Origin of the sequence: Kitasatospora sp. NPDC058190, assembly GCF_042883685.1 — a bacterium.
Taxonomy (GTDB): domain Bacteria; phylum Actinomycetota; class Actinomycetes; order Streptomycetales; family Streptomycetaceae; genus Kitasatospora.
The window spans coordinates 1-12,086 of the sequence record NZ_JBHVVI010000189.1 but is presented as its reverse complement, the minus strand read 5'-3'; the positions used below and the strand labels follow the sequence as shown (position 1 = coordinate 12,086).

The following is a 12,086-nucleotide window of genomic DNA, read 5'->3' as shown; positions in this document are numbered from 1 at the left end:
AGCTTCCTGGGCCCCTGCGGCTTCCGGTCCCTACGGATCTCGAACTCCATCGCACACCTTGAGCTCGGGTGTTGCGACGACCGTTAGAACCCAAGGTGCCGGCGGGGGCCTTCCGTGTGCGGGCGTTTCCGCGGTCTACGGCTTACGGCTCGAACTTGTAGCCCAGGCCGCGGACGGTGACCAGGTAGCGCGGCGCGCCCGGGTCGGGCTCGATCTTGGCCCGCAGGCGCTTCACGTGGACGTCCAGGGTCTTGGTGTCGCCGACGTAGTCCGCGCCCCAGACCCGGTCGATCAGCTGCATGCGGGTGAGCACCCGGCCCGCGTTGCGCAGCAGCATCTCCAGCAGGTCGAACTCCTTGAGCGGCAGGTCGACCTTGGCGCCGTCCACGGTCACCACGTGCCGGTCCACGTCCATCCGGACCGGGCCCGCCTCCAGGGCGCCCGGGCCGCCGCCGTTCTCGCCGGCGCCGCCGTCCTCGCCGCGGCGGCGCAGCACGGCGCGGATCCGGGCGACCAGCTCACGGGTGGAGTACGGCTTCGTGACGTAGTCGTCAGCGCCTATCTCCAGCCCGACGACCTTGTCGATCTCGCTGTCCTTGGCGGTCACCATGATCACCGGGACGTTGGAGCGCACCCGGAGCTGGCGGCAGACCTCGGTGCCCGGCAGGCCCGGCAGCATCAGGTCGAGCAGGACGAGGTCCGCGCCATTGCGTTCGAACTGCTCCAGGGCGTCGGGGCCGGTGGCGGCGACGGCCACCTCGAAGCCCTCCTTGCGGAGCATGTACGAGAGGGCGTCGCTGAACGACTCCTCGTCCTCGACCACCAGTACTCGGGTCACGATCGGGCCTCCGGGGCAAGCTTGGTTGCGGTTGTCAGGGGTTCTTCCCGCTCCCCGGCGGGGAGCGAACGGGCCGTGCCGTGCGGACGGTCCGTGGTGAGGGTTCGGGGTGCGGCGGCGGGCCCGGCGGTGTGGTCGCCGGGCTCGTCGTCGAAGTCGTCGGCGGCGTCGGCGTCGGCCTCGGCGGCGGCGTCGGCGTCGGCGAGCGCCTCGTCGTCCAGGTCGTCGTCGAGGTCGTCGTCGGCGGGCACCTGTCCGGCGGGCAGGCGGATGGTGAAGGTCGAACCCTGACCCTCGACGCTCCACACCGAGACGGTGCCGCCGTGCGAGGCGGCGACGTGCTTGACGATGGACAGGCCGAGGCCGGTGCCGCCGGTCTGCCGGGAGCGGGCCGGGTCGACCCGGTAGAAGCGTTCGAAGACCCGCTCGCGGTCCTTCTCGGAGATGCCGATGCCCTGGTCGGTCACCGATATCTCGATCAGCTCGCCGTCCGCCTCGCCGAGCGCCGCGGCGCTGGAGATCCGGCGGGTGGCGATCGCCACCCGGGTGCGGGGCGGGCTGTAGTTGACGGCGTTCTCCACCAGGTTGCCGAGCGCGGCGGCGAGCTGGCCGCGGTTGCCGTGCAGGTAGAGCCCGGCGATGCCGCCGGCCGCGATCAGGATCTGCTTGGCGGCGGCCTGCTGGCGGCAGCGGTCGATCGCCTCGGCGATCAGCTCGTCCACCGCGACCGGCTCCGGGTCGACCATCAGCCGGTCGTCCTGGACCCGGGAGAGATCGATGATCTCCTGCACCAGGCTGGCCAGGCGGGTCGCCTCGATCTGCATCCGGCCGGCGAAGCGCTGCACCGCCTCCGGGTCGTCGGCCGCGTCGGCGACCGCCTCGGAGAGCAGCGACAGGGCTCCGACCGGGGTCTTGAGCTCATGACTGACATTGGCCACGAAGTCCCGGCGGACGGCCTCCACCCGGCGGCGCTCGGTCTGGTCCTCGACCAGCACCAGCACCAGCCGGGAGCCCAGCGGGGCGACCCGGACGGACACCGCGAGCGGCTCGACCGCGCGGGCCGCGCCGGGGCGGGGCACCTCCAGCTCGACCTGCCGGATCTCGCCGTCCCGGCGGGTGGCACGGGCCAGCGCGAGCATCTGGTCCACGGCGACCGCGCCGCCGCGCACCAGGCCCATCGCGTACGCCGCCGAGCTGGCCTTGACGACCTCGTCGCCCTCGCCCAGCACGATCGCGCAGGAACGGAGCACGGAGAGTACGGTGTCGACCCCCGGCGGCAGCGGGGGTTCCGGGTTGCCGGTGCCCAGTGCCTGGGCCCGGCCGTAGTGCCTGCCGTTGAGGTGCCTGCCCCTGGCCTGCTCGCGCTCGCTCCAGCGGAAGGCGATGGAGGCGGTGAGGCCGACGCCGAGCCCGGCTATGGCACAGGCGGCGGCAGCGGCCACGTTCACGTCCATGTTGGCAAGCGTAAGCGCACGGCCAGGCCACTCCCCAAGGGCTGGATCAAGGCATCGACCACGCGTTGCCGAGAATTCACCTTCACGTAGCTGCCGATTCACCGCACCGGCCGTACATCGTCGCCCGAACGGCACAGAGTTGGCCATGCAGCCCGTGTGGGAGAGAACGGCGTGCCGATCAGCGGCCGTCGTCTCAGGTGTGCGCGTACGATTCGCGCCACCAGCAGCGGTCACCCGGACACCGGAACGACGGTCGGACGGGCTGACCGGTCGGCACCGCCACCGACACAGCTAGTGAGGAGAGAACATGCGCGACGCGTACCACGAGGAACTGGATTCGATCGGCGACAGCCTGGTCGAGATGGCCCGGCTGGTCGGCTCGGCCATGGGCCGGGCCACCACCGCACTCCTCGACGCGGACCTGGCGCTGGCGGAGAGCGTCATCGCCGCCGACGAGAAGGTCAACGACCTCCACCACGAGCTGGAGAACCGCGCCATCGATCTGCTCGCGCGGCAGCAGCCCGTCGCCACGGACCTGCGCATCGTGGTCACCTCGCTGCGGATGAGCGCCGACCTGGAGCGCTGCGGGGACCTCGCCCGGCACGTCGCCAAGGTCGCGCGGATGCGCTACCCCGAGTCGGCCGTGCCCTCCGACCTGCACTCCACCGTCCTGGAGATGGGCCAGCTCGCCCAGAGACTGGTCGCCAAGGCGGGTCTGGTGATCGCCACCAAGGACGTCGACAAGGCTCTGGAGCTGGAGCATGACGACGACGCCATCGACACCCTGCACCGCGAGCTGCTGTCCCACCTGATCGACGAGCGCTGGCACCACGGCATCGAGACCGCCGTCGACCTCACCCTGGTCGGCCGCTACTACGAGCGCTTCGCGGACCACGCGGTGTCGGTCGCCAAGCGCGTGGTGTACCTGGTGACGGGCGAGCACGTGGCCGAGTTCGTGGCCGCCACCGAGGCGGCGGAGGCCGCCGGGGCGGAGTGACCGGCGGGGCGGAGTGACCGGCGGGGCGGAGTGACCGGCTCCCTCCCCTGGGGGTGACTAAACCTGTGGCGAGGGTGGCGTGGACGCACGGTCCTCCGTACGTCCTGCCACTGCACGCCTGTTGACGCTCCCTCCGGTGGGCGGCTTCACTCGATAGTTGGGGGCACAGGAGTGTTCCCGTCACAAGGAGGGAAGCGCTCGATGAAGGCCAACCCGACCCGACCGGCACCCGCCCACGACACCGTCGAGCCACTCGCCCCGAAGCTGCTGCCCGTCCTCGCGGCCGGCTGCGGCTGCGGACCGGGCTGCGGCTGCGGCTGCCAGTCCGGTGCGCCCTGCCAGTGCGGCGGCGCGGACGGCGGCTGCTGCGGCGGCCACTGAGGCATCCGCCGCCGAGGAGTCATGAGGTGCACGGCCGCCCGGCGGCCGTGCACCTCAGCTCTGTCTGTTCCAGTGGTCAGAACTGGACGTCGGTGCAGGAGTAGAAGGCGTTCCCGGTGTCGGCGATCGTCCGGACCGCGACGACCACCTGGTGGCCGGTGCGCGCGCGGCGACGACCGCCCCGACCAGATGACGTGTGCGCATGGTGCTCCTCCGTGGGGGTGGATGGAGTGTGCGCCGGGGCCCAGACGCGCGCGCGTGGGGATGCGGCGGCTCGGGACCCGGGGAAACCCTTGGCATGCCTGCGCCAGCCCGGTGCCCTCACGGTAGGAGCCGCCGCCGTCACCCGCCAATGGTCTGAACCACTTTTGGGCCGAGCTCAACTCCCCTTCCATGCAGGCCTGTTGAATGACAAAGGCCCCGCCCACCGGCGAACCGGGAGCGGGGCCGAACGCTGTCGGGCTTACTTCTTGCCCTGGTTCTTGACCGCCTCGATGGCGGCGGCAGCGGCGTCGGCGTCCAGGTAGCGGCCGCCGGCGACGACCGGCTTGAAGTCGGCGTCGAGCTCGTAGACCAGCGGGATGCCGGTCGGGATGTTCAGGCCCGCGATGTCGGCGTCGGAGATGCCGTCGAGGTGCTTGACCAGCGCGCGCAGGCTGTTGCCGTGGGCGGTGACCAGGACGGTCTTGCCGGCCGCGAGGTCCGGGACGATGGCGTCGTACCAGTACGGGAGCATCCGCTCGACGACGTCCTTCAGGCACTCGGTGCGCGGACGCAGCTCGCTCGGGATCTCGGCGTAGCGGGCGTCACCCGCCTGCGAGTACTCGTTGTCGTCGGCCAGGACCGGCGGCGGGGTGTCGTAGGAGCGGCGCCACAGCTGGAACTGCTCCTCGCCGAACTCGGCCAGGGTCTGGGCCTTGTCCTTGCCCTGCAGCGCGCCGTAGTGCCGCTCGTTCAGGCGCCAGCTGCGGCTGACCGGGATCCAGTGGCGGTCGGCCTTGTCCAGGGCGATCTGCGAGGTGCGGATGGCACGGCGCAGCAGCGAGGTGTGCACCACGTCGGGGAGCAGACCCTCGGCGGACAGGAGCTCGCCGCCGCGGGCGGCCTCCTTCTCGCCCTTCTCGTTGAGGTCGACGTCGACCCAACCGGTGAACAGGTTCTTCTGGTTCCACTGGCTCTCGCCGTGACGGAGCAGGATGAGTCGGTACGTCGTGTCAGCCATGGCCCCCAGCTTAGTGGAGGGCCGGAAAACCCCTGGTGGGGACCTTGGCCCGGTGGGTAATGTGTGCGCCGCACATCTGCCGCTTACATGCGTCGGCTGACCGGGCCTGCCCGCGCCGCTCAGCGGACGCCTGCCCTCGGGAGCCCCCACATGCTCGTCAGCCTGGTCAGCAACCCCCGGATCCGAAGAGTGGTGCGGGAGACGGTGGGCGGGTTGCCACGGCAGTTCTGGTGGCTCTGGGTGAGCACACTGGTGAACCGGCTCGGATCCTTCGTGGTCACGTTCCTGGCGCTCTACCTGACCGCCGAACGCGGGTACTCACCCTCCTACGCGGGCCTGGTGGCCTCGCTGTTCGGCCTCGGCTCGGCGATCTCGGCGGTCGGCGCGGGCGTGCTGACCGACCGGATCGGACGCCGGCCGACGCTGGTCGCCGCCCAGCTCGGCACCGCGGTGTCGACCGCCGTGCTCGGCTTCGTGGACGGCCAGGTGGCGATCGCCGCGGTGGCCTTCCTGGTGGGCCTGTGCAACAACGCGACCCGACCGCCCACCTCGGCGATCATCGCGGACCTCGTCCCGGCCGAGGACCGGGTCCGGGCGTACTCGCTGAACTACTGGGCGATCAACATCGGCTTCGGCCTCTCCGCCGCCGCTGCCGGTCTGATCGCCACCCACGGCTACCTCACGCTCTTCCTGCTGGACGCGCTCACCACCCTGGTCTGCGCGGTGGTGATCTTCATCCGGATCCCGGAGACCAAGCCGCAGGCCTCGCCCGAGCAGGCGGCCGACGCCGCCGAGCCGAGGACCAGCCTGCTCACGGTGCTCCGGGACGCCCCGTTCATGGCGCTGGTCGGGCTGACCCTGCTGGTCGCCCTGCTCTTCCAGCAGGGCTCCACCACGCTGGCCGTGGACATGGGCGCCTCGGGCATCACGTCCACCGAGTACGGGCTGGTCATCGGCCTGAACGGGCTGCTGATCGTGGTGCTGCAGATCCCGCTCACCCGGTGGATGGAGGGCCGCTCGCGGACGGGCCTGCTGATCGCCAGCTGCCTGCTCACCGGCTGGGGCTTCGGGCTGGCCGCACTGGCCGGCTCCTCGGCGTGGTTGTTCGCGCTCTCGGTGGGCGTCTGGACCGTCGGGGAGATCCTCCACACCCCGGTGATGATGGGCCTGATCGCCGAGCTGGCGCCCACCCACGCGCGCGGCCGCTACCAGGGCGTCTACTCGCTGTCCTGGTCGCTCGCCTCGCTGCTCGGCCCGGCGGGCGGCGGGCTGCTGCTGCAGTACGCAGGGCCGGCCGCGCTCTGGCTGGCCTGCGGGGCGGTCGGCACGGTGGCGGCGCTCGGGTACGTGGCGCTGGCCCGCCGGACGGGCGCGGCCGGGCGCCGCACCGGGGCCGTGACCGAGGTGGCGGCGCCCGCGGCGGAGGCCGAGAAGGCTCCGGCGGGCGCCTGACGGCCTGGCGCGTCCTGTGGATCTCGTCGGATCAGGACCCGGCGGGGATCCACCGGACACGCCCGGGGTCAGTCGGCCTTCGGGGCGGACAGGTGGGCGAAGGCGGCCAGGTTGCGGGTGGACTCCCCGCGCTTGGTCCGCCACTCCCACTCGCGCCGGATCGCCGAGGCGAAGCCCAGCTCCAGCAGGGTGTTGAAGGGCTCGTCGGCGTTCTCCAGCACCGTCCCGAGCAGCCGGTCCACGGCCTGCGGGGTGAGCGCCTCCAGCGGCAGGCGGCCGGCCAGGTAGACGTCGCCGAGCTGGTCGACGGCGTACGCGACGCCGTACATCCGGGTGTTGCGCTCCAGCAGCCAGCGGTAGACGGCCTCGTGGTTCTCGTCCGGGCGGCGGATCACGAAGGCGTTCACCGACAGGGTGTGGTCGCCGACCCGCAGGGCGCAGGTGGTGGACAGCTTGCGGGTGCCCGGGAGGGTCGCCACCAGCGTGTACGGGTCGGCGGCGGCCGGCTCCCAGGCCACCCCGGCGTCGTCCAGGGCGGTGCGCAGGAGGGTCAGGGCCTCGTCCTTGGTGCGGATTGCCATGGGGGTGACGTTACTCGTCAGTACCCGTGAAGCGCAGCCCGTGGAGCGCGGCCCACGGGGCGCAGCCGCCCCGCGCGCCGGGCGCCCCGGTGTCAGGCCGGGCGGCGGCGGGCCCCGGCCAGGCGGCCGGCCGGGCGGGCCAGGCTGCCGGCGTACACCTCGGCGGTGGTCGCCGCGGCGGCGTCCCAGCCGAAGGCGCCCGCGTGCCGGGCCGCCGCCGCGCCGCGCCGGGCCACCAGCGCCCGGTCGGTCACGTACGGCTCCAGCGCGCCGGCCCACTGCAGCGGGTCGTGGCCGTTCACCAGGGAGCCGGAGTCGCCGTCCCGCACCGCGACCGGCAGACCGCCGACCGCGGCCGCCACCACCGGGGTGCCGCAGGCCTGCGCCTCCAGCGCGACCAGCCCGAAGGACTCGCTGTACGAGGGCATCACCAGGGCCGTCGCCGCGCGGTACCAGTCCGCGAGGCTCGCCTGGCCGACCGGCGGGTGGAAGCGCACCACATCGCCGATGCCCAGCTGGGCGGCCAGCTTGTGCAGGCTCTCCGGCCGGGCCAGCCCGGTGCCGGACGGGCCGCCGACCACCGGCACCACCAGGCGCTCGCGCAGCTCCGGACGGCGCTCCAGCAGCACGGCGACGGCCCGCAGCAGCACGTCCGGCGCCTTCAGCGGCTGGATCCGCCCGGCGAACAGCAGCACGGCGGCGTCCTGCGGCAGGCCCAGCCGGGCCCGGGCGTCGGCCGCGGCCGACGGGCCGCCGGGGCGGAAGACGTCCAGGTTCACCCCGGGGTGGACGACGGCCAGCTGGTCCGGCCGGGCGCCGTAGTGCAGCGCCAGCTCGGCGGCCTCCTCGGTGGTGTTGGCGATCAGCCGGTCGGCGGCCTCGACCACCTGGGTCTCGCCGATCACCCGGGCCGCGGGCTCGGGCGTGTCGCCCTCGGCCAGCGCGGCGTTCTTCACCTTCGCCATGGTGTGCATGGTGTGCACCAGCGGCACCCCCCAGCGCTGCGCGGCCAGCCAGCCGACCTGCCCGGAGAGCCAGTAGTGCGAGTGCACCAGGTCGTAGTGGCCGGGGCGGTGGCCGGCCTCGGTGCGCAGCACCCCGTGGGTGAAGGCGCACAACTGGGCCGGCAGGTCCTCCTTGACCAGGCCCTCGTACGGCCCGGCGGTGACGTGCCGCACCAGCACGCCCGGGGCCAGCTCGACGGTCGGCGCGTCGTCCGAGCAGATCGACCGGGTGAACACCTCGACCTCGATGTTGAGCTCGGCCAGGCGCTTGGCCAGCTCGACGATGTAGACGTTCATCCCGCCGGCGTCCCCGGTGCCGGGCTGGTGCAGCGGCGAGGTGTGCACGCTCAGCATGGCTATTCGGCGCGGACGGCGGCGGCCCGGGACGAGCGACTGGAGCCGGCCGCGCGCGGGCGCGGCGGACTGGGCACGGCGTACCGAACGGACGGGGTGCTGGATCACCTGGCTGAAGCCTCCTCGTGTGCGGCCCGTCTCGGCGGTCCGCGTGGCGGGCCGCCGCATGTCCGGTGTGCGCTGCCCCGTCCGGGCACACATCACCACCAGTGTGCCAACCACAAGGCGGTCGTCCGGCATTCCCGGTCCGGGCGGTGAGCTGACCGGGCCCGGCCGGCTGCCCCGGCCGGGCCGACATCCGCCCAGGTCGCGGCACGGGCCGACTACCCTTCTGGACATGGCTGCCTCCTTCGACCCCGCGACCACCGCGCCCGCCCGCGGGCGGACCGGCCGTCCGGTGGGGACCGTCACCCGGGGCACCACCAACACCAACCGGCTGCGCCGGATGGACCGCTGGATCGCGCACACCCTGGGCCGTACGCTGCGCGCCGCCGAGCGGCCGCCGGTGGCGGTCGACCTCGGCTACGGCGCGGCGCCCTGGACGGCCGTGGAGCTGGCCGGGCGGCTGCGCACGGTGCGGCCGGACGTCCGGGTGGTCGGGATCGAGATCGAGCCGGAGCGGGTCGCGGCCGCGCTGCCGTACGCCGAGGCGCCGCTGCTCACCTTCCGGCGCGGCGGCTTCGAGGTGCCGCTGGACGGCGGCGCGCCGGCCCAGCTGATCCGGGCGGCCAACGTGCTGCGGCAGTACGAGGAGTCGGCGGTGGCCGGGGTGTGGGAGCGGCTGTGCTCCCGGCTCGCCCCGGACGGGCTGCTGGTCGAGGGCACCTGCGACGAGATCGGGCGGCGGCACGTCTGGGTCGCGCTCGGCCCGGAGGGGCCCCGGACGGTGACCTTCGCGGCCCGGCTGGGCGGCCTGGAGCAGCCCTCCGACCTGGCCGAACGACTGCCGAAGGCGCTGATCCACCACAACGTGCCGGGGCGGCCGGTGCACGCCTTCCTGGCCGACTTCGACCGGGCCTGGGCGGCGGCCGCGCCGTACGGGGCGTTCGGGGCGCGGCAGCGCTGGGTGGCGGCGTGCACGGCGCTGGCGGGCAGCTGGCCGCTGGTGGACGCGCGCGGGCGGTGGCCGCAGGGCGAGGTCACGGTGCCCTGGACGGCGCTCGCGCCCTAGCCGGGGCCGTGCCTCAGGGCCGGTGGGCGACGTGCTCCCGGCTCTGGCGGGAGACCTGCTCCCGGTTCTGGTGAGCGACGCACTGCATTCACTCGAACGAGTTATCGAATATCTCTGGCGTGTTGACGCCTCGTCAGGCGACGATGGAGGCCGCCGAGCGACCGCACCACACGCCGCTCGGCGACCACCACGCCCAACCGCGCACAGCCGTCAGCCGTCCTGGCCGAGCAGCTCCCCCAGGGCCCGTTCGAACACCCCGTACATCTCCGACCCGAACAGCACGAACCGCACCTCCGCCAGCCCCGCGCCCGCGCGCGCGTCGCCGCCGTCCAGCACCCGGGCGACGGTGCCGAGCGCGATCCGGGCCGCGTCCGGCGGCGGCCAGCCGAAGATGCCGGCCGACACCGCCGGGAAAGCCACCGTGCCCGCCCCCAACTCCGCCGCCACGCGCAGCGACTCGCGATAGCAGGAGGCCAGCAGCTCAGCCCGCGCCTCGTACTCCTCCGCCAGATACACCGGCCCGACGGTGTGCACCACCCACCGGGCCGGCAGCCGTCCGGCCGTGGTCGCCACCGCGCGCCCGGTGGGCAGCCCCTTGCCCCAGTGCGAGGCCCGCAGCCGACGGCACTCCTCCAGGATCTGCGGTCCGCCCTTGCGGTGGATCGCGCCGTCCACCCCGCCGCCGCCCAGCAGGGACGAGTTGGCGGCGTTCACCACCGCGTCCACTCGCTGTTCCGTGATGTCACCCTCGACCAGGGTGATCCGCGTCATCATCACTGCCCCCTTTCCCGGGCCCGCCCGGCAGCCGCCGGAACGGGATCCGAGCCGTCATCCGAGTCTGATCACCACACCGCCACCGGCGTGGCAATAACCACAACGGCGCCGGTCGGCCGAAGAAATCCCCGGAGATCACGTTATGGTCGCGAGAAGTTCCCCGACGCGAGGTGCCAGGCGGGCACCGCGGACGGACGCCGGCCGTTACGCAGTCGGGGAAAGGGAGGAACCACCGATGCCCGCAACGGGAGACGGGCGGGCACCTGGTGCCGCGGACCTGCCGGGCGCCCATGACGGCGCCCCCGTCGGCCATGCCCGTAAGCGCCCGACAACAACCGGGCCGGCGACGGCAGCTCCCCCGATGCCTCACCCCCGGTCACAGCCGGTCCGGACCACGCACGGCGGGCGGCACCCGTCGCACCTGGCCGAGGTCGGAAACGTTCCGGCACCGGGTGACGGGCCCGCCGACGGCGGCGCCGCACCGCTGCGGCTGCTGGTCATCGAGGACGACGCCTCGGACGCCCAGCTGATCAAGGCCGCGGTCGCCGACAGCGGCACCTCGATCGAGATCCACTGGGCCCGCGGCCTCGACCAGGCCACCCGACTGCTGGCCCAGGCCGCCCCCGCCGCCCGGCGCGGGCGCACCCGCGGCCCCGAATTCGGCTGCGTGCTGCTCGACCTGGCCTCCCCGGCCGACCTGCCCCACCCCTCCGACGCCTCGGACGGCCTGGAGGGCCTGCACGAGCTGCTCCGGCGCGCCCCGCACATCCCCGTCGTGGTGCTCACCGACGCCGCCGGGGCCGAACTCGGCGCGGCCGCCGTCGCCGCCGGCGCCCAGGACTTCCTGCTCAAGCACGACACGGACGGCCCGCTGCTGGCCCGCGCCCTGCGCTACGCCGTCGAACGCAAGCGCGCCGACGAGTCCCAGCGCCGCCTGGTCGAGGCCGAACTGCGCGGCCAGGAGAACGCCCGCCTCCAGCGCCACCTGCTGCCCACCCCGCTGCTGGACGGCGCCGGGCTCTCCTTCACCCGGCGCTACCGCCCCGGACGGCGCCGCGCCCTGCTCGGCGGCGACTTCTACGACGCCGTGCGCACCGACGACGGCACGGTCCACGTCGTGATCGGCGACGTCTGCGGCCACGGCCCGGACGAGGCCGCGCTCGGCGTCGCGCTCCGGATAGCGTGGCGCACCCTGGTCTTCGCCGGCCTCACCGGCGAAGCCCTGCTCACCACCCTCCAGCACGTGCTGGAGCACGAGCGGCGCAGCGACGAGATCTTCGCGACGCTCTGCATGCTGGTCATCGAGCCCGGCGGCGCCGACACCGGCCTCGACTCGCTCGGCACCGGCGAGCGGGCCCGGCTCTACCTCGCCGGACACCCGGCGCCGCTGTTGCTCGGCCGCGACCACGCCCCCGTCTCCCTGCCCGCCGACCTCGCCGGGCCCGCTCTCGGACTGCTGCCCTGCCACGACGGGAAGGCCGCCTGGCCCGCGCACGAGCTCGAACTCCTGCCCGGCTGGCGGCTGTTGCTCTACACCGACGGACTGATCGAGGGCCGGGTCGGGGCCGGGTCGCGCCGCCTCGGCCAGGACGGGCTGGCCGACCTGATCGCCGACCACCAGTCCGCCGGGCTGACCCGGGGGCGGCTGGTCGACAGCGCGATCGCCGAGGTCGAGGAGCTGAACGGCGGCGCGCTGACCGACGACGTCGCGGTGCTGCTGCTGGAGCGCAATCCGGTGCAGTTGATCCTCGGCTGAGGGGTTCCGCGGCGAGGAGTTCCGCGCTGAGCAGGAAACGCCGCAGCCGGCCTCGACCGTGCCGACCTGGTCGGCCTGAGCATGGGTGGCGAGACCGCCCTG

11 protein-coding genes are annotated in these 12,086 nt (G+C 73.6%); 5 read left to right on the top strand and 6 right to left on the bottom strand.

The window, feature by feature from the left end; translation table 11 throughout:
• Window positions 1-142 precede the first annotated feature (142 nt).
• Both ACFVWU_RS42320 and ACFVWU_RS42315 read right to left on the bottom strand, forming a co-directional pair.
• Complete coding sequence (locus tag ACFVWU_RS42320; RefSeq protein ID WP_030061050.1) at window positions 143-838, bottom strand: response regulator transcription factor; 696 nt, start codon at window positions 836-838, stop codon at window positions 143-145.
• A complete protein-coding gene (locus tag ACFVWU_RS42315; RefSeq protein WP_387631482.1) occupies window positions 835-2,292 on the bottom strand; it encodes a sensor histidine kinase in 1,458 nt (485 codons plus the stop codon). The genes ACFVWU_RS42320 and ACFVWU_RS42315 overlap by 4 nt, the downstream gene beginning before the upstream one ends.
• A gap of 307 nt (window positions 2,293-2,599) precedes the next feature.
• On the opposite strand from ACFVWU_RS42315, the gene phoU reads away from it, so the two are divergent.
• On the top strand, window positions 2,600-3,289 hold the full coding sequence (gene phoU, locus ACFVWU_RS42310) for a phosphate signaling complex protein PhoU (protein WP_387631480.1): 690 nt from the start codon (window positions 2,600-2,602) through the stop codon (window positions 3,287-3,289).
• A gap of 201 nt (window positions 3,290-3,490) precedes the next feature.
• Complete coding sequence (locus ACFVWU_RS42305; protein WP_387631478.1) at window positions 3,491-3,670, top strand: hypothetical protein; 180 nt, start codon at window positions 3,491-3,493, stop codon at window positions 3,668-3,670.
• Between the two features lie 463 nt (window positions 3,671-4,133).
• Here the strand turns inward: ACFVWU_RS42305 and ACFVWU_RS42300 are convergent, their stop codons facing one another.
• Window positions 4,134-4,892, bottom strand: coding sequence for a phosphoglyceromutase (locus ACFVWU_RS42300; protein WP_387631476.1), 759 nt, complete (start codon window positions 4,890-4,892; stop codon window positions 4,134-4,136).
• A 150-nt stretch (window positions 4,893-5,042) separates the two neighbouring features.
• Between ACFVWU_RS42300 and ACFVWU_RS42295 the strand changes: the two genes are divergently transcribed.
• Entirely contained in the window at window positions 5,043-6,344 is a 1,302-nt protein-coding gene (locus ACFVWU_RS42295; RefSeq protein WP_387631473.1) for an MDR family MFS transporter, read from the top strand.
• 68 nt (window positions 6,345-6,412) lie between these two features.
• Here the strand turns inward: ACFVWU_RS42295 and ACFVWU_RS42290 are convergent, their stop codons facing one another.
• Together ACFVWU_RS42290 and mshA are read right to left on the bottom strand one after the other, a co-directional pair.
• Window positions 6,413-6,925: a YbjN domain-containing protein gene (locus ACFVWU_RS42290; protein WP_387631471.1), complete on the bottom strand. Its 513-nt coding sequence runs from the start codon at window positions 6,923-6,925 to the stop codon at window positions 6,413-6,415.
• 92 nt (window positions 6,926-7,017) lie between these two features.
• A complete protein-coding gene (mshA, locus tag ACFVWU_RS42285; protein ID WP_387631469.1) occupies window positions 7,018-8,391 on the bottom strand; it encodes a D-inositol-3-phosphate glycosyltransferase in 1,374 nt (457 codons plus the stop codon).
• 229 nt (window positions 8,392-8,620) lie between these two features.
• On the opposite strand from mshA, the gene ACFVWU_RS42280 reads away from it, so the two are divergent.
• On the top strand, window positions 8,621-9,454 hold the full coding sequence (locus tag ACFVWU_RS42280; RefSeq protein ID WP_387631467.1) for a class I SAM-dependent methyltransferase: 834 nt from the start codon (window positions 8,621-8,623) through the stop codon (window positions 9,452-9,454).
• Window positions 9,455-9,664: 210 nt separating this feature from the next.
• On the opposite strand, the gene ACFVWU_RS42275 is transcribed toward ACFVWU_RS42280, so the two are convergent.
• Window positions 9,665-10,225, bottom strand: coding sequence for an O-acetyl-ADP-ribose deacetylase (locus ACFVWU_RS42275; protein WP_387631485.1), 561 nt, complete (start codon window positions 10,223-10,225; stop codon window positions 9,665-9,667).
• A gap of 364 nt (window positions 10,226-10,589) precedes the next feature.
• Here ACFVWU_RS42275 and ACFVWU_RS42270 point away from each other — a divergent pair, with 364 nt between their 5' ends.
• Window positions 10,590-11,984, top strand: coding sequence for a PP2C family protein-serine/threonine phosphatase (locus ACFVWU_RS42270; RefSeq protein WP_387631465.1), 1,395 nt, complete (start codon window positions 10,590-10,592; stop codon window positions 11,982-11,984).
• Window positions 11,985-12,086 lie beyond the last annotated feature (102 nt).